This window comes from uncultured Maribacter sp. (assembly GCF_947495965.1).
In the GTDB taxonomy this organism is placed as follows: Bacteria; Bacteroidota; Bacteroidia; order Flavobacteriales; family Flavobacteriaceae; genus Maribacter_B.
The window spans coordinates 174,270-192,890 of record NZ_CANMBB010000004.1 but is presented as its reverse complement, the minus strand read 5'-3'; the positions used below and the strand labels follow the sequence as shown (position 1 = coordinate 192,890).

Annotated in this window: 13 protein-coding genes; 2 read left to right on the top strand and 11 right to left on the bottom strand. The window is 27.9% G+C overall.

Going from position 1 to position 18,621, the window contains the following annotated elements; genetic code table 11:
* Positions 1–31: 31 nt before the first annotated feature.
* The 11 genes from lepB to Q0820_RS10295 all read right to left on the bottom strand — a co-directional run bounded on the left by lepB (position 32) and on the right by Q0820_RS10295 (position 16,136).
* Positions 32–889: a signal peptidase I gene (gene lepB / locus Q0820_RS10345; RefSeq protein WP_298487565.1), complete on the bottom strand. Its 858-nt coding sequence runs from the start codon at positions 887–889 to the stop codon at positions 32–34.
* A gap of 12 nt (positions 890–901) precedes the next feature.
* Complete coding sequence (locus Q0820_RS10340) at positions 902–2,371, bottom strand: TolC family protein (RefSeq protein ID WP_298487564.1); 1,470 nt, start codon at positions 2,369–2,371, stop codon at positions 902–904.
* Positions 2,364–5,408 carry an efflux RND transporter permease subunit gene (locus tag Q0820_RS10335; protein WP_298487563.1) on the bottom strand — a complete coding sequence of 1,015 codons (3,045 nt, stop codon included), beginning with the start codon at positions 5,406–5,408 and terminating at the stop codon, positions 2,364–2,366. Before Q0820_RS10335 ends, Q0820_RS10340 begins: the two co-directional genes overlap by 8 nt.
* A 1-nt stretch (position 5,409) precedes the next feature.
* Positions 5,410–6,519, bottom strand: coding sequence for an efflux RND transporter periplasmic adaptor subunit (locus tag Q0820_RS10330; RefSeq protein WP_298487562.1), 1,110 nt, complete (start codon positions 6,517–6,519; stop codon positions 5,410–5,412).
* A complete protein-coding gene (locus Q0820_RS10325; RefSeq protein WP_298487561.1) occupies positions 6,513–9,677 on the bottom strand; it encodes an efflux RND transporter permease subunit in 3,165 nt (1,054 codons plus the stop codon). The genes Q0820_RS10330 and Q0820_RS10325 overlap by 7 nt, the downstream gene beginning before the upstream one ends.
* A complete protein-coding gene (gene lnt, locus Q0820_RS10320; RefSeq protein ID WP_298487560.1) occupies positions 9,677–11,278 on the bottom strand; it encodes an apolipoprotein N-acyltransferase in 1,602 nt (533 codons plus the stop codon). The genes Q0820_RS10325 and lnt overlap by 1 nt, the downstream gene beginning before the upstream one ends.
* Positions 11,265–11,843: a hypothetical protein gene (locus Q0820_RS10315; protein WP_298487559.1), complete on the bottom strand. Its 579-nt coding sequence runs from the start codon at positions 11,841–11,843 to the stop codon at positions 11,265–11,267. The genes lnt and Q0820_RS10315 overlap by 14 nt, the downstream gene beginning before the upstream one ends.
* 1 nt (position 11,844) lies before the next feature.
* On the bottom strand, positions 11,845–13,080 hold the full coding sequence (locus Q0820_RS10310; RefSeq protein WP_298487558.1) for a 6-bladed beta-propeller: 1,236 nt from the start codon (positions 13,078–13,080) through the stop codon (positions 11,845–11,847).
* A gap of 102 nt (positions 13,081–13,182) precedes the next feature.
* Positions 13,183–13,635, bottom strand: coding sequence for a hypothetical protein (locus tag Q0820_RS10305; RefSeq protein ID WP_298487557.1), 453 nt, complete (start codon positions 13,633–13,635; stop codon positions 13,183–13,185).
* A 211-nt stretch (positions 13,636–13,846) separates the two neighbouring features.
* On the bottom strand, positions 13,847–14,260 hold the full coding sequence (locus Q0820_RS10300; RefSeq protein ID WP_298487556.1) for a hypothetical protein: 414 nt from the start codon (positions 14,258–14,260) through the stop codon (positions 13,847–13,849).
* Positions 14,241–16,136 carry an O-antigen ligase family protein gene (locus Q0820_RS10295; RefSeq protein WP_298487555.1) on the bottom strand — a complete coding sequence of 632 codons (1,896 nt, stop codon included), beginning with the start codon at positions 16,134–16,136 and terminating at the stop codon, positions 14,241–14,243. Before Q0820_RS10295 ends, Q0820_RS10300 begins: the two co-directional genes overlap by 20 nt.
* A gap of 218 nt (positions 16,137–16,354) precedes the next feature.
* Here Q0820_RS10295 and Q0820_RS10290 point away from each other — a divergent pair, with 218 nt between their 5' ends.
* Together Q0820_RS10290 and Q0820_RS10285 are read left to right on the top strand one after the other, a co-directional pair.
* On the top strand, positions 16,355–17,671 hold the full coding sequence (locus Q0820_RS10290; protein ID WP_298487554.1) for a hydroxymethylglutaryl-CoA reductase, degradative: 1,317 nt from the start codon (positions 16,355–16,357) through the stop codon (positions 17,669–17,671).
* Between the two features lie 3 nt (positions 17,672–17,674).
* The gene (locus tag Q0820_RS10285; protein WP_298487553.1) at positions 17,675–18,619 is read left to right on the top strand and encodes a GYDIA family GHMP kinase; all 945 of its coding nucleotides are present in this window, start codon (positions 17,675–17,677) and stop codon (positions 18,617–18,619) included.
* The last annotated feature ends 2 nt before the right edge of the window (positions 18,620–18,621 follow it).

The window sequence follows — 18,621 nt, the reverse complement described above, 5'->3', positions numbered from 1 at the left end:
GTTTTTTTTCATTTCATGATAAAAATTTACATTACGAATTTTCTAATTTTCTTTTTTCTTCAGCTTTATCAACAAAATACGAAATCAAAAAAGCTCTGCCAATTATATGATTTTCAGGAACAAATCCCCAGTATCTAGAGTCATATGAATTTAATCTGTTATCACCAAAAACAAAATAATAGTTATTCTTGAATGTATATGTATTTACTAATTTTTCATTAATAAAGATTTTATCATCTGAAATTTTAAGTTTATTTTTTTCATAAACTTCAATTATTCTTTTATATATGTAAATATTTTTTGAATTTAATGAAATGCTTTGATTTACTCCTGGAATTACCAAGGGACCAAAATTTCTAAGATACCATTTATAATCTTTAGAATGCGGAAAAAATTGGATACTCCCCCTTCCTTTATTTTTAAATCCCTTTTTTCTACTTACATATTTATTTTTTTTAACCACTATTTCCCCATTAGTTTTCCATTTTTTTCCATTTATAAATATGGTGTCTTTTTGTAATAATAGAGTATCTCCTGGTGTAGCAACACATCTTTTTATCATTTCAATACTTTTATATTTATCAAATCTATCCTTGTTATTATGGGCACTATCTATAACATAAACCTCCTTTGTATTATAATTATTCCTTTGATTTTTCTTTATTATAATAGAATCATCTTCTGGAAAATAAAAAACAATTATATCATCCTTTTTTATGCTATAAAGACTTTTTTTAAATTTTAAAATTGTAACCACATCACCTTTCTTTAACGTATTGTTCATAGAACCCGAAGGAATCTTATAAAAATCAATAAAAAAAGAAAGGCATAATAACAATAAAGATGCTATTAGTATGATATTTACAAAAAGATTACTACGTGTTTTCAATTTTTACTTTTATTAATTTTTAAAATCAACTGCTAGTGGGGTATCAGTTTCAAAATTATAAAGTGTCATTTTTCTTATTAAATAGTATTTTTCCCAATATTGCCTTAAAGCTTTATAATTCTCTCGTATAGCACTATCTTTTCGGTTTTGACTAATAATTAAATTATTAACATCTAATTTACCTAGTAAAAAACGTTTTCTGTTAATTTCATATACTTCTAAAGCCATTTCGGAAGTAGCTTTTGTCATAGACAATGTATTCTTTTGAAAGTTAAAAGATTCAATATTTTGTATCATGTTTTGTTCTAAATTGAAACGCTTAATTGTATTATCACTTTTAATAACATTACTGCGATGCATTGCCAAATTAACTTCACTTTTTCTTTTTTTCCAATCAATTATAGGAATTGTTATTGAAGCATTAACATGCTCTTGATTAAGTAAATCACTATAAAATTGATTAATACTTTCTGCACGCTGGTTAAAACCCAAGCTAGCTTGAATATTAGCCTGAAAACCATTTGTTTTCTTTGCTCTATCTATTTGCATGTCAGCATTTATCTCTTCTCTTTTCTGAGACAAATAATTAGGATTATTTAACCTTACTAATTCTAATGCCTTTACTATATCAATATGCTCTAAAACAATATTATTCGGAATTTCAAGATTTAATTCCATTTTTTCTGAAAAGTCTAAATGAGAAATTAATCTTTCTTTTGCAGCATTATGAGCTAGTTTAGCGTTAATGGCATTGTCTTTACTTTTAAGCATTTCCATTTTTAAGGTTAACATTTCTGCCTTATTTAGAGTAGTCAATTCAAATCTTTTCTTACCTAATTGAAATAACTTTTCTGAATTTTCATAATTTTTTTCATATAACGATAAATCCAATTGTTTTTCTAATAAAGTAAAATATAAATTGACTGTTTCAAGAACTGTAGTTTCAATATTAAAAAGGTAATCTTGCTTCGAAATCTCAAACCTTTGGCGCTCAAGTATTTTATTCCATTTAAGCGAATTAAAGCTAAAAAGAGGCTGATTAATGCCTAACAAAACTGGAGCAGAACTAAATGCTAAATTCTTATTATCACCCAAATTTTCTAACCTAGCAAAATCTGATTGAAAAAAGATTCTTCCTCCAGAAAAAGCTAAATTTTGCTGAACAGTTAAAGTTAAATCCGAGTTTAAACTACTTTGTTCAAAATAACCAAATAAGGATTGACTTGGAATAAATTGCTTTACAATAGACCTATTGTAGGTAAAGGGTTTTAAACTTAATGAAACTTGAGGTAATAAATCCGCCATGAAAGATTTATTTTGCCAAAAAGAGACCTCATAAGCTTCTTTATTTTTAATACTATATGGTGATTGTTTTTTGGCTAAGTTTATAGCGTTTTCTAAGGTTAAAATTACTTCTTTATTTATTTGACTAAATCCAGAAAACCAAAATGAAATAAAAATAAAAATAAATAACCTATTCATTATCAATGCTTTTTTTATTAATAAACCAATAAAGTAATGGTATAAAATATAAACTTACTATTGTTCCCAAGGCTAAACCACCTATTATGGCGAAAGCAAAAGGTTTTTGTAGCTCTACCCCAATGCCTGTACCAAATAATGTAGGAACAAGAGCCAAAATGGTTGTTACACTTGTTAATAGAATTGACCGAAGCCTCCTATGTCCACCTTCTTTTATAGCATTAAACAGAGTATAGTTTTCTTCTCTATATAATCTATTTATCGTGTCTATTTTTAAGATTGAATCATTTATTACAATACCACCTAAAACTATAATACCAATAGCAGACATCACATTAATTGATTGTCCTGTTAAATAAAGTAAAAATAATGTCCCTGCAATATCTATAGGTAATTCTAATAAAATAATTAAAGGTTGTAAAAGTGATTCAAATTGAGCAGCAAGAATAAAATAAAGCAATAGAACTGATATTATCATTACAATTGATAGTTCAGATAAAAGCACTTCATTATCATATATAGCTCCTGAAAAATAGTGATTTAAATCTGCATTTTCATTTTGAATTGAAGTATTAGAAATACTTTCAAAATCACTTTTCTGAGTACTATTTATAGCATAAGAAATTGGAATATACTCTCCCCTTTCATCTGAATTTATTGTTTTATAATCTGTAAATTCTTTAGTTTTAATAAAAGACTTTATAGGAAATGAAATACCAGCAGTATTTTTTATTTCTAAATTATCAAGAGTTTCAAAAAGATTTCTTTGTGAGCTTCCTAAAACTATTGGATATACATCATTAAATGATTTTAAAGAACCTATGCTCCGTTCATTAAAAGCTATCTGCAACCTGGAGTATACACTGTTTAATGAAATCTTATATAATTTGAGTTTTTCATAATCAATAACAATAGATATATATTCTCCTTTTATATCCTTTTCTAAAGATGTCTCCTTTAAATTGTGGTCTAAAGAATTTCTTAACGTTTTAAATTGAGTGTACTTATTAAATTTATCATTGGGTTGTATTCTAATTGAAAAATCCTTTTTATTTGAAGCAAATGTTTTATCAAAAACATTTTCAGGAAGAGAAAAACTATATTGAACAGATGGGTGTTTTTTTTCAAAAAACGTAATAAAATGCTTTTTTAGCTTGTCAATTTCTTCAGGGCTTCTACTTTTTATATAAACCTTAGATTCAGATTTAGAAAAATTAATATTATTTAAAACGTAATCTTGTTCCCCTATCCAAGTAGTAGATAGAACCATATAATCACTTAACTCACTTAGAATAGTATTAATTTTATTTCTGTGCGACTCAAGAGTTAAATTTGTATTCCAATCTATATTTATTTCAATATCATTTTGTGTAATTGTTGGAAATCTTTTCTTTTCAATATTGTCATAAAGCAACACAGCAAATAGTATAAACACAAAAAAGAAAGACAATACGAAAATTTTATATTGAAAAACAAATTGAAGTCCTCTTGAATAAAAAGTTTCTATATAAAAAAAAAGGCTTTTTTTATTCTTCATACCAATTGTTCTTATTTGTTCTTCTTTACCTTTAAATAAAAGATAAAACAGTGTCGGTAAAAGTGTAATAGCAATACATAGAGAAACAATTAACCCAATACCAACAGTAATAGCTTCATCTAAGAATAAAGACCCTGCTAAACCACTTAAAAATATTAAAGGAAAAAAGATAGAAACAGTTGTAATAACACTTCCTATCATAGGTCTTATAACTTCATTCGTACCTTCAATACATGATAGTTCTATAGTCTTATCTTCTTTAATTTTTTGGATTACATTATCAATGACTATAATTGCATTATCTACCATCATTCCTATACCTAATATCAATCCAGAAATAGATAAGATATTTAAAGAAATATTCATGATATAAAACAATAAAAATGATATTATCACAGATATAGGGATTGTTAAACCAATAATAGTTGGAAACTTAATATTGGCCATAAAAAAGTACATAACAACAAAGGCCAGTAAAGCACCAATCCATAGACTTTGTTTCAAATTGCCTATAGATACATCTAAAAGTAAACTTTGATCATTCGAAATATTAATACGAATATTTGAGTGATTTTTTTCTACTTCTTTAATTGTTTCTGAAACTACCTTTTTAAGTTCACTTATCTTTGCAGCGGGTTGTTTAATAACTGCCATAGATATAGCTTGTTCTTTAGAAAATAAAAACAATCCGGATCTTTTCTTTTCTTTAAGCTTCACCTCAGCGATATCTTTTAATTGAATAAGTTTCGCATTGGATTTTACATAAATATTTCTAATGTCTTCTATAGAATTTAGTTTATCGGCAAATTTCACATTGAATTGATATTCCCCATCTTTAACAGAAATATTTCTGAAATTTATATTGTTTTCGGAGATAGCCCGTTCAAGCTGATTATAAGATATGTTTAAAGTAACTAATTTGTTATAATTTGGAATTATTGTAATTTCTTCATCACCAGCACCACTTATATCAATCATAGCGACTTCTTCTAAGTGTTCTAACTTTTTTCTTAAAATTGATTTAGCAAATTTACTTAGCTCTGCATTATTGTTTTTTTCGTCATGCGACTTATACGTTATATTGAGGTATAAAATTGGAATATCTGAAACATTTGATTTTATTACGTTTGGTCTCGCCATATCATCAGGAAGTGAGGATATAGCTCGGTCAATTTTTTCACTAATTTCTATGGCAGAATAATCTATGTCTGTTCCATGTTCAAACTCTAATTGAAATAAAGATTGCCCATCTCTAGAAGTACAATGTAACGATTCAAGATGATTACTTTGTAAAAAGGGATATCTTAGCTTAGATACTATATATTTTTCCATTTCTCTAGCCTTATACTCTGGATGAGATACCTGAACACTAAGCTTGGGTATTTTTACATTGGGTAGCATAGAGACAGGTAAATTATAGAGCGCAACAATTCCACCTATAAATAAAGCGAGGTATACCATGCATACAGCAATTGGTCTATGTATTAGAAATTTTATCATTCTAATGTTTTATTTTAACAGGAGTGTCATCTGCTAAATGCGAATTACCTACCACAATTACAGTGTCTTTTTCTTTTATTCCTTTTAGAATTACAACATCTGTTGCATTTTCTAACCCAGTTTCTACATAATTCCATTTTGCCAAACCTTTTTCATATGTAAAAACAACTTGTCTTTGGGACCTTACCACAACCGCTTTTTTAGGTACCGTAATTCTATTAGGAACATTTACATCAACATATAATTTCACATTCATACCTTCATAAAGTGTTTTATCTATATTTTTTATAACCGCATACCCTTGTGCGGAACCATGTTCGTTTACAGATGGGTTTATGGCTATTACAGTACCTTCTATCTTTTGTTCTGGATTAGCATATGGTACTACCTGTATTTTTTGTTTTGACTTTATAACAGACAACTCTGACTCCATAATTGGAAATCGTATCTCAAGTTCCTTATCATCAATAATATCACAAAACGTTTTTGAGTTGTCTATATAATTCCCTTCATATAAATTTAAGTTTGCTATAACCCCATTAAAAGGCGCAACTAAAACAGCACCCTGTAAGTTGTATCTGGCTTTAGATAAATCTGTTTTTGCCTTTAAATAACCGCTTCTAATTTTTACATTTTTAAGAATGGTATCTGGTACTGCTTTTGTTTTATTCGGATCTATACCCAGCCCAATAAGGCCGTCTTTAAAATCAATTTCTGCCCTCTTTAATTGATTCTCGGCAACTTTGAATCCATTATTTAGTTCGTACGTATCTAAACTTGCTATTCTAGCTCCTTTACTTACAACATCTCCATTTTTTGCATAAATTTTAGCCACCTTACCATACGATCTAAAACGTAAGCTGTTTTTTTTATTGGCATATAATTTACCATTGCTAATAATTTGCTTATTAAACCCCGTATTTTTAGCTATTATAATTTCTACTTCTTCTTTTTTTTCTTGCTCTTTGATTTTAGTTACCTCTATTTTTTGCTCTTTACTTTCTTGACAACCATTTAGAACAAAAAGGAACAATAAAATTAAAATGAGATGATTATAAAAAGGAATATTATATTGTTTCATATATTTTGCTAGGTATTTTAATTTTAACATGCTTTTGTCTTTAGTGGTTTTATAAAAAATAACGGTAGTATAAAGAAGATTCCTAATAAAGAAAATATAAGACCGCTACCTGTACCAATAGCAAGTGAGAACCAAAAAGCTTCTTTTTGACCATCTAGAACAAATGGAATAAGTCCAACAATTGTTGAGGCAATTGTTAATAGTATTGGCACTATTTTTCTATTAAATGCTTCTTGAAAAATATTAGATGCATTAAATAAAGTTTTAGGTGTATTATTTTTTAGGACTTTCCATTCATTAATGATATAAATAACGGCGTTCACTGTTAGTCCACTCAATAATATCATCGCAGCATAACCTCCCTGATCAAAATTTAAATTGAATATATAAAACGTTAAAAAGACACCAATCATTGAAAAAGGAATGAAAAAAATTACGATTAACGGTAATTTAAAAGACTCAAAAAGAATAGCGCAAACAAAGAAAATAAGTAGAGGAATAATCCCAATAAAAATTAATTTATTAGTTTTTTGCTCTTCATTAAGCGTGACTCTATTTGGATTGTTTGCTGAATATCCTATTGGGATTTCTTTTGAAAATTTATCAACTATATCTTGATGGAATATTGCAGCTTGTTGATCTGGTCCAATAAAATCGTATTCTAAAAACAATGTGTAAAGTTGATTATCTTTATAAATACCTTTATTCGTTTTTTGTCTTTTAATTGTGCCGTGTTCTTTTATTTTAAGGAATACATCATTAGAGATAGAACTTTCATTCATAATATTCCATTTTTTATAGTTTTTTGCATATCCAGAATTTAAATAAATAGCGCTTGAAATGGTGTCTAAATTAATTCGGCTTATATATTCTTGGCGCGTTGATAATTGCTTAACAAAACCATATAAATTTAATACAGACGCACCTTGTATAGCTAATCTCTCTTGATTCATATCCAATACAAATTCTTCATCATAATTTCTAAAAGCGTAATTACGCTCCATAATATTAGCTTCTTTTATTCTAGGGTTTTTTAACAAGTCTTGTTTAAATTTATTTGCATATATAGAAACTTGATCATAGTTATAGCCCTTAACTTCTAATCTGTACTTTCCAGTCCGTTCTTTTATTGCATTATTAAACCCCCTACCAACACCACTTATCCTCCAATCTGTACTCCCGATGGCAATTACTTCTTTTAATACCGAATTTTCTAAATTAACTGGAAATGATGTATCCTCTATACCTTCCTTAAAGTAGACTGTTATGGTTGCATTATTTGATTTTTTAATACTCGTTTCAAAAGATTTTATCTCATTAAATTGTGTTAAGTAATCTTCCACTTTTTTTAAAGCACCATTTAATAAATCTAAAGTGGCTCCATTTGGCAACATTGCTTTTATGGTAAGTATTGTTTCTTGTTTGTCTGTAAAATACCTCCCATGCGGCACTTCGTTTACAAATAAACGGAGCGTACCACCCAATACTAAATTTATATTACTGCGAATATTTTTATTATAAAACTCACTACCAATACTTTGGTTGTAGATTTTTCCTATAAAATTATCTTGAGGCAGTTTACTAGGTAATAAAAAAACAGGTAAACCAAAAAGTAAAAGACATATAAATAATACTATAACCCTAATCTTTGATAGTCTCAATAGCATTCGCTTGTAGAATGGTTCTAGAAAATAGTTTCTTTTTTTCTTTACTGAAATATTGCTATTTTTTTTATAAAAAGCAGCATATAAAGCAGGGGTTAAAAACAATGCGGAACATAGAGAAACACTTAAATTAATTATAATGACTTTAGAAAAGTCGAATAAATTTAATTTAGTTTCTTCGTCAAAGAAAAATATTACGGATAAAGAGCATATTGTTGTTAATGAAGAAGCTAATAACGGTAGAAATACTTTCTTGTTTTTAAAATTAATAATATGGTCTGTCATCACAATACTATTATCAATCAAAAAACCTAAAGAAATGGTAATACCTGCTAATGAAATAATGTGTAATTGTACGTTAAATATATAGTAGAATAAAAATGCTATGGTAATATTGAAAAAAATACTTAAAACTATAATACTTAAGTATTTAAAATTTCTTGTGAAGAATAAAATAAAGCCCAGTAAAATACCCATCGTTAAAACAGTTCTGTTCTTGTTTTTTTGAAGTTCTTTTTCAATAAATTCAGTATTATCACGTCTTAAAAGTATCTCCATCCCAGGGGGAAGGTTCTTTTTTAATTCTTCAATTTTACTTTTTACATTTTTAGCAAATTTTAATTCCCCTATACCTGCATTAGCATATACCACAAAAACAATAGGTTGCACTCCATTAATACGATAACCCGAAGTAGATTTACTAGCTTGTTTTTTTATAGTTGCTATCTCCCCTAAAATAATAACCCTGCCATTTACATTTTTGATAGGTAACTTTTCCCATTCAAAATTATCTTTAAACGAGGTTTCAAAAACCAGTCCCTTTTCAGAAGTATCAAATAGAGAAACATTTGCTGTCCCTAAAGGGTAACTATTTTTGGCACTGTTTATAGCTGCCCTTATATCGTTAGTAGAAATCCCATTTAAAAACATTTTATAATAATTATAAGAAATTTGCCATTGTTCTGGCAAAATACCATAGGTATTTACCTCTGCAACCCCATCTAATAATTGTAAAGGTTTTGTGAGTTCATTCTCTATAATGTTTTGAATGTTTGGGAGTTCGTTATTATTTAAAATAGAATAGGTAAATAAAGGTTGTAAACGAAAGGACTCTCCTTTATTAAATAACACAGGATAACTAACCTGTTTCGGTAATGTACCATAGGTGTTCCTTATAATAGCAGCGGCATCAAACCTCGCCACATCCATATTGGTATCTTCATCAAACTCTAAATTAATTTCCCCGCTACCGTTATAGGAAGATGATTTAATATTTTTAATACCTTTTATAGTACTTAAACCGCCTTCTAGTAGAGAAGTTACTTCTTTTTCAATAACATATGCAGGCGTGTTGCTCCAATAGTACCTTAGCGTAAGTGTTGGTATTACTTTAGAGGGCATTAATTGCACAGGAATTCTTTGTAATAAAGATAGGCCTATAATACTTAGTGTTACAAAGATGATAATAATGCTAAAAGCAGAAAAAATGCTTTTATTTTTATATGATACCCCTTTTTTTGTCATTAGCTTTTTTTAAGGCTCTTCACTTTTATAAATAGCTTAAAAACAAGATTATAAATAATTAAAATCCCTAAAACAATTACAGATAATCTACCAATATAATCCCCATATTTAACATAAAATGTTATCGTTTTATTAGCAAACACTGTTGCTTTTAATGCACTTGGTTTAAATTCACTTGTTTGTTTAACAAGAGTACCCTTAGGGTCAATAATAGAGCTTATGCCATCATTAGATGAACGTACTACATACCTTCTATTTTCTATAGCTCTTAAAACACCAAAATTATTAAAATGAGATGCCGCTTTTAAGTTTTTATACCAGCCTTCATTTAGACCTACGAATAATACTTCCGCTCCATTTTTAGTATGTTTAGTAGTTTCTTCACCAAACAAAGATTCGTAACAAATAAGCATAGATGCCTTAGTATCTATGCTTTTATTATAAAACACTTTTCCGTCTTCCTTTTCGTAATAAAAATTAAAATTACCTAATGATTTCACCACGCCCTTTAATCCTGACATTATAGAAGGGTAGGGTGTAGATTCTTCCATAGGTACTAACTTTTGTTTTGTTCTATATTCAAAAAAAGATGTATTAGGATCAATATTAATAGCCCCATTGTATTTATAAAACGAACGCTTATATTTTTTATTAAAATGCGCATAAGCAGCTATTTTGTCTTTTTCATTTACAACCTGGTTTAAAAATATTCCAGATATAAGATTTACATTAGGGCTTTTAAATTTAATAGTATCTTTTATGTATTTTAACAGACCACTTTCTTTTACTTTATTTCTACCTATCCAATACCTCCCTTTTATAGCTGTTTCTGGCAAAATAATAAACGATGTATTTTCTGTAATATTAGGCAAAATAGCATCTAAATAATGATTCACTAATTTTTTAGGAGATACCTTATATTTAAAATTATAACAATCGGCATTAGTGTGCACGCTAACAACTTCAACACTCTTTTTTTTATTTATACTTTTTGTATTTATGGCAATAGAAATTACCATTGGTAAAAAAATAACAATTAGAGCCTCTACAACAATTACTTTACTAAATTTTTCCTTGTTTCTGTATTTTCTTACAATACCATATAGAAAAAAATTAGCCGCAAGAATCCACAAACTACCTCCTAGAACACCTGTATACTCATACCATTGAATGAATCTAGGTATGTCAGCTAAGCCATTACCTAAAGTCATATAAGGAAAGGCAAAACCCCACTTGTGATGCAAAAACTCTATAGATACCCAAGAAACTATAAATAAAAATGAAGCAGTCAAATAATTATATTTTCTTACACCGTATTTGTATAAAACAAACGGGGTAAGAAAAAATAAAGAATTAATTAGAGAAATTGCAATGAAAGCCTCTTCATTTATTTTATAAATCCAAAAAATAGTGGTGCTATGCCATAATATAAAAACAATATAAACAATTAACAATTTACCCTTACTAGTATTCTCAAATAAAACGAGTAGTGGTATAAAAGCAAATAATAGCAAGAATGAAAAATATACTGATAACCAACCAACTATAAATAAAAAAACAGCTGTTAATAAAAGAATACCTTGTATTTTATTTTTTTTCATTTATTTCATTAAAATAAGTTTCCTTAATATGCTCCAAATATTTTTTTGTTAAAAAAGGCCAACTCTTTTCTGGTATAAAAAAACTTTTACAAATTAGAGTAGAGTCTGTAACAAATAAGAAAGGTTTATGCCCCTTATCAGACGGGATATTTAAATCACCTTCTTTAAAGTTTAACACATTAAAATTTACATTATTAATCTTCTTAAAAATATGTAAATCCCTATTGTTTTCATAAGCTGTAAGTATTACAATTTCATTTTTTAAATTGTTTTCTTTAGAAAACCTATTTAGGTTTAATAAAACGCTATCTACACAAATTCCACAAGAAGCTGTGTTAAATCTAAAAACAAGTTTTTGTTTCTCCTTTAAGATTATTTTTAATTTATTTAAAGTATCATTCTTAACTTCTTTAGAAAATAACATCTGTCCATTTGATTTCATCTGTTCGAACATCTTATATACCAAACCTCCATTAACTACTTTTTCAGGTTTAACTTTTTCTTCTTTTTGTTGACAATTAAACGCTGTTAGTACGAATACTATTAAAACCATATATTTCAGCATATTAAAATTCTTTTAATTTTTGAAAAACTATTATCGGATTATCATATTCGGTTGTTTCTTTAATTAAATTATTTGTTTCTTCATCACGAAATTTTTTCAATAATTCTTTGTTTTTAATTATTTCATACGAATTTGCATAACTAACAAAAAAATCTTTATAGATTGTAGTAGGAGAAAAAGTGCCAAATCCTTTTTTAAAATTTTCTGAAGATAAAATCGTACCAGAAATAATTTCTTTTGTTTTAAACGAATATATTGAAGTAACAAGGCGATTAGATTTATTATAAGTAAAAAACATATGATTATTATTTATTAAGTAATTCCCACTAAACGTTAAATAAGGAGATTCTATTCCATGATATTTCGCCACAAACTCTTTATGATTAATATTATGGTCATAGTCTTTTGGCAATGCTTCTTCACCAAAATCAAAATAAAGGAATGGTCTTATTTTATTACCTTCTATAATATAAATATTATTATCATATCTAAAATGAAACATCGGATTATCATTATTAATGATTAAACTATTACTTCCTAAAAAAGAGAATTTATGCTGTATAGGAAGGGTAGAAAAAGCTTTGTATTTTATATTTCCTTTACCATTTCCAATTAATAATAAAAAATTATTACTATTATCAATATAGTAATTGGGAGAACCTGCAGTATAATATATATACCTCCCATCTTTATCAATTATAAATTTTAATGCCCTAAAGCCTAACCTTAATTTCCGTTTAAACTTTCCGTTTAAATCATATACTAATAATTTAGATTTATTATTATCTAAAATTATTAATTCATTTTTATCAATATTAAAATCAACAGGATATATATATTCGGAGGGCCCTTTTCCAAAATTTCCATATTTTCTTATAAAACTACCATCATCAATACTAAACTCATAAATACCTTTAGTTACAAAAGCATCCAAAATATAAACACTTTTATTTTTAACAATTATTTTGTCAATTTTACCTATAATACTTTTTTCAGTAGTTTCTAACTTTAATAACCTAACAGAATCAATAAATTTAGATAAATATAATTTTGATGTAGAGTCTACGTTTGGTATTTTAATAATATCAGTGCATAATGAGTCAATCTTTATTTCAATAATATTTTTGCTTTTTTTTACTCCACTAAAAATTAAATCATCTTTTTTCTTTGATTTATTTTTATTATCACAAGAAAAAAGAAAAAAAAAGGATAACGTAATTAAAGTAATTTTTTTCATGTTTTTTTATTACTAGTAGCCAAAGAAATTGGCTACTAGTTTTATTATAAAATTTAAATTCTTATTAATTAACCTAAAAAATTCCATTAAGTTATATTGTTTTTAACAATCATCATGTCCTTCTGGACAAATAACCGCATACCCAGGAGTATTTGTAACGTCACCAGAAATTGGATCTGTATGTTGTGTTACTATTTCAACAGGAACCTGATAATAGTCATCGTTGGTATCCCAAAAAGAGCTCCAAGTAGTTTCTTGATCTGGATGCCATCCTTCCTCACAATTTGAACCACAACTAGGTGTTTTATGTGGAAAAGGATCTCCATCACTATCAGTATAATCAAGCGGATCTAGAACTTCATCCAAATCTCCATAAACTGTTACTTCGTCTAATTCCCAAGCGTCTTCTTCAAAACTTGATTCTTCACCATCACAAGCTTGAGCAGTTTTTAACTGAAATAAGGCTAAATCTGAATTTTTAGATTGAAATGTCACATTTGTAAAATTAAAAATTGCAACAACAGCAATAAGGACTGTTAAAACTATTTTTTTCATAATTTATGTATTTAAAAAATTTTGAGATATTATCTCTTTTATTTAATGTTATTAGTAAAGTATAAACTAAGGAAACACTACTTTTGGAATGTTATAGTAATAAGACTATCTTAAACTAAAACCTTTATAATTTTAAAGATTTCCTCTGGGTTATTGTTGGTTTATTTCATAGGCTACAATTTTTAAATTAATACTATAGAATGTTTTATTTTTAAGACCCAGAGGTTTTATTTTCTTCTCTACTAGCCTCAATTGCTTTTTTAGCTGCATTAAAACCAATACCCATAAAAATTATTACAACTCCAAAAATTAAATAGTCATAATCTCCTTGTAACTTCTTAAAAAAGTTATTTTTATTGGCACTAAAAGCCTTTAAGGTAAATTGTAATATATTACCAAGTATAAATCCCCAACCAGAAGTAACAAATACCTTATAAAGTAATAATAATAACTCTATATAATCTACTCTAGAACTCTTAAATTCTTTACTAATATATTTATCTCTCAAAAAACTAATAACTAACACCAGTGCATATATTACAACTATAGCTAATACAATTTTTAGAAATATAGTAGTGTATCCGTTCATAAAATCTTGATTTAAATTAAAATTTTGGTTTTCCATTATTTTTATTTATTATCATTTTCATTTCATTATTTATTTCCGTTACAGCATTAGAATGTATTTTTACAGGCATTTTTAATACTTTGTTAGCCATTTTAATAGCTTTTTCTTTTTGCCCACTCTCATTATATAATTTTGCTAATAAATAATTAGGATAAAGAAGATTAGGAATCATTTTTGATGCTTTTACGTATGCCATTTCAGCATCTTTATACTTAGTAAGTCTTTTAAAATTATCTCCTAGTGTTGTTTGCTGTACATTACTATTAACATGCTTTTCGGCCAGTGCAAGAAATAACAATGCTTTCTCATGTTGCCCATTAAAACCTAAGGCTTGTCCGTATTGTTCCAAAAAAACACCATTATTATGAAAAATAGTTAGTACACTTTCATATTCTTTTACACTTGTATTATATAATTCATTGTTAAAAGAATATGAAGCTTCTTTCCATGTTTTAAAACCTATTGTAAATTTTTTAAGGGTAGTAATTCCAAAAAATAATAGGAACACCCCACAAGTAAGAAAAGATATTTTATATACTATTTGTATTCTTTTCTTCATAAATAAACCAATAGCCTTCTTTTGTACATCTATATTTGCTATAAGAGCCAATAGCAATACAAGAATACATTTTACAGGAAGTATTTGCATGGGATACGAAAAAGAAGCAAAAATGCCAATACCTATAAGCACACTCTTTATAATGTAACTTATCTCTTTATTGCTACTCATAATTTTAATTGTAACTATACCATAAATTAGTAATAACAAGAGAACTCCTCCCACAAGCCCATTTTCTACGATTAATTGTATAAATTCATTAAAAGCATAACGAGTATTTCCTGCTAACTCAACTTCATTTGAGGCTAAATCATTCAAAAAATAGCTTGCCTGATAGTTCATATAATGTGCCATAAACCTATCAAAACCAACCCCAAAAACTGGATAGTCTGCAACTATATTTGCGCTAACTTTCCAGACTAATAACCTACCATCTGCAGAATTCTTTTTAAAATGATAAGCGCCATAAAACATAGACGCTAAAATGCTAAATACCAATAAAATACTAATTGCTTTTCTTATTTTAGTCTGCGGTTTAAAAATCCCACTCTTAATCTTATGTTTTATTATCAATAAGAAAAGACTTCCTAACAAAAGTGCTACCCATGCTGCTCTAGACTGTGTTGCAGGAATTACTAATAAGGTTGTAGCTAAACCTACTAATGGAATGTAATTAAAAAGATATGTAACGGTATTAATATAGTATTTTGATTTATTATCAAACTCACCTTTGATTTTATGGATGATATTTTCTTTAAAAAGATACATTCCTAATGCCAGTATCCAAACACATACTAAAAATCCACCATAGGGTCCAGGGTTGAAAAAACTACCCGTTATATTAAATCCGGAATGGTTGGAAGCAAAATACCCTAGTAATTGCAGATTACCATAAATAGCCTGTATCGTTCCTGATATAACAATAGCAAGAAATAACCAATAAAAATTGTGAGGTTTAATACTTCGCAAAATGCAGTATAATAAACTTAACCCTAATAACTCCAAGTATCTAATGGAAAAGCTATAATCTCCTTGAATTATATACCTATTTACGGTTATGTACAAAATAAATGACACAAGGAAACCATCTAATTTAGATAGTTTTATTTTTTTTAAACGTAAAAAATGTAATATAAATGGTATTAGTAAAGCAAGTAAAAAATAGGAAAAATAAATAAACTTACTTGTAACCGTTGAATTAAAAAAAGATTTTATATTAACCTGCGGCAACGTAATTATTAAAATAGAAATAGCTACTAATTCTATTCTTTTTAATAGGTTAAAATCTATTTTCTTTACAATAACTCTTAGCATATGTGCAATATTACATCGATAAAAAATCAAAAAAATAAACATATGATCAAAGTATTATATCATATGAGTGAAAGACTATAACTTTTATTGTAATTTCTTACTATTATACATGTTTAAACTCTAGTGTATATGAGAATTTAGATGGCATGAGTTTTGTAATAAATTTATACCCCTAGTTAACTTTAAACTATCTTTGTATTATTGAAAAAATAACACCTATGACCAAGCCTATTACAGGTTTTTCTAAACTTACGAAAGCAGAAAAAATAGATTGGATTGCAAAAGAATACACAAAGCATCCAGAAGCTACAAAAAAAATACTTTCTGACTACTGGAACACAGATGCACAACTACAAAAATTGCATGATGAGTTTATAGAAAATACTATTTCTAACTTTTATTTACCACTAGGAATTGCGCCTAACTTTTTAATAAATGGAAAATTACTTTCTATACCAATGGTTATAGAAGAAAGTTCTGTTGTTGCCGCAGCTAGTAAAGCTGCAAAATTTTGGTTAGATCGTGGTGGTTTTAAAACTACTATTATTGGTACTGAAAAAATAGGACAGGTACATTTTATATTTTCTGGAGACTTCTCTAAATTACAAGATTTTTTTACTACAGTACATTCTAAACTTATTTCCGAAGCTTCTTCTATAACAAAAAATATGGAGAAAAGAGGAGGTGGTATTACTAAAATAGAATTAAGAGATAAAACAGATAGCTTAGAAAATTACTACCAACTACATTGCACTTTTGAAACCATGGATGCCATGGGTGCTAATTTTATTAATAGTTGTTTGGAACAATTTGCCACTACTTTTAAAAAAGAAGCTAAAAACTATGCGTTGTTTACTAACGAGGAAAAAAATATAGAGGTAGTAATGAGCATCCTCTCTAACTACACTCCAAACTGTTTAGCAAAAGCAGAAGTTAGTTGCCCTATAGAAGATCTAAACTTACATAAAAAGGTAAGCCCAAAAGAGTTTGCTCAAAAAATGATTAGAGCTATTGCTATTGCAAAAGCAGAACCCCATAGAGCTGTTACGCACAACAAAGGCATTATGAATGGTGTAGATGCTGTAGTATTAGCAACCGGGAATGATTTTAGAGCTATAGAAGCTGGTGTACATGCCTACGCATCAAAAAATGGTTCTTATAGTAGTTTAACACATGCTACCATAGAGAATAATATTTTTAAATTTTGGATAGAAATACCACTTGCATTAGGAACTATTGGTGGCTTAACTAATTTACATCCTTTAGTAAAATTAGCTTTTGAAATATTACAAAAACCTTCTGCCAAAGAACTTATGCAAATTGTTGCCGTTGCTGGTTTGGCTCAAAATTTTGGCGCTGTTAGTTCTTTAGTTACTACTGGCATTCAAGAAGGACATATGAAAATGCATCTTCTAAATATTCTTAATCAATTAGGAGCTACAGAAACAGAAAAAGAGGCGGTTATTAATCATTTTAAAAATAATACCGTTTCTCATAGTGCCGTGATAGAAGCCTATGAAAAACTTAAAAAATAAAAAATGAATTCAACTTTCTATAGCAATGGCAAGTTATTATTAACTGGTGAATATGCTGTTTTAGATGGTGCTTTAAGTTTAGCAATACCAACTAAATATGGGCAACTACTTACTATTAGAATAAATAATGCCCCAGAAATAGTATGGACAAGTATAGATGAAAAAGGGGACACTTGGTTTAAAACAACTTTTCTTATAAAACCTGATGATTCTACAAACTCCATACGCTTAGAAGTTGAAAATAAAAATAATTTAAATATTGAAGCGCAATCTACTGCTGATATACTAATTAAGATTTTGTCTGAAGCGCAGAAACTTAATCCTTTTCTTTCGGCAACTGCTGGTTACTTTGTAGAAACCAAATTAACGTTTCCTAGAAATTGGGGACTTGGTTCCTCTTCTACATTAATAAATAACATTGCTAGTTGGGCTAAAGTAGATGCTTACAAATTATTATGGAATGCGTTTTCTGGAAGTGCTTACGATATTGCTTGCGCACAACATAATTACCCCATAACTTATAAATTAAATGCGGGGAAACCTGAAGTTAAAAAAACAGATTTTTACCCTCCTTTTATAGATAAACTCTACTTTGTTTATTTAAATAAAAAACAAAACAGCAGAGAAGGAATTGCTAATTATAAATCTATAGCTAAAGATAAAACAAACTTAATTGCAAAACTCTCTGAGCTTACACAGCAAATGCTCATAGCTGAAAGTCTTACCGATTTTAACTCTTTACTTTTAGCGCATGAGAATCTCCTTTCTAGCTTTTTACAAATACCCACGCAAAAAGAAGCTTTATTTTCTGATTTTGAAGGACATATAAAGAGTTTAGGCGCCTGGGGAGGCGATTTTGTTTTAGCCACTGGCACCCCAAGACAAATGCGTTATTTTAAAAGAAAAGGATATGAAACACTAATACCTTATAAAGAAATGGTACTATAAAA

Coding starts and splice junctions, on each gene's coding strand:
- Q0820_RS10340 (WP_298487564.1), bottom strand. CDS start 2,371: ATGAATAGGTTATTTATTTTTATTTTTATTTCATTTTGGTTTTCTGGA.
- Q0820_RS10335 (WP_298487563.1), bottom strand. CDS start 5,408: ATGATAAAATTTCTAATACATAGACCAATTGCTGTATGCATGGTATAC.
- Q0820_RS10330 (WP_298487562.1), bottom strand. CDS start 6,519: ATGTTAAAATTAAAATACCTAGCAAAATATATGAAACAATATAATATT.
- Q0820_RS10325 (WP_298487561.1), bottom strand. CDS start 9,677: ATGACAAAAAAAGGGGTATCATATAAAAATAAAAGCATTTTTTCTGCT.
- lnt (WP_298487560.1), bottom strand. CDS start 11,278: ATGAAAAAAAATAAAATACAAGGTATTCTTTTATTAACAGCTGTTTTT.
- Q0820_RS10315 (WP_298487559.1), bottom strand. CDS start 11,843: ATGCTGAAATATATGGTTTTAATAGTATTCGTACTAACAGCGTTTAAT.
- Q0820_RS10310 (WP_298487558.1), bottom strand. CDS start 13,080: ATGAAAAAAATTACTTTAATTACGTTATCCTTTTTTTTTCTTTTTTCT.
- Q0820_RS10305 (WP_298487557.1), bottom strand. CDS start 13,635: ATGAAAAAAATAGTTTTAACAGTCCTTATTGCTGTTGTTGCAATTTTT.
- Q0820_RS10300 (WP_298487556.1), bottom strand. CDS start 14,260: ATGGAAAACCAAAATTTTAATTTAAATCAAGATTTTATGAACGGATAC.
- Q0820_RS10295 (WP_298487555.1), bottom strand. CDS start 16,136: ATGCTAAGAGTTATTGTAAAGAAAATAGATTTTAACCTATTAAAAAGA.
- Q0820_RS10290 (WP_298487554.1), top strand. CDS start 16,355: ATGACCAAGCCTATTACAGGTTTTTCTAAACTTACGAAAGCAGAAAAA.
- Q0820_RS10285 (WP_298487553.1), top strand. CDS start 17,675: ATGAATTCAACTTTCTATAGCAATGGCAAGTTATTATTAACTGGTGAA.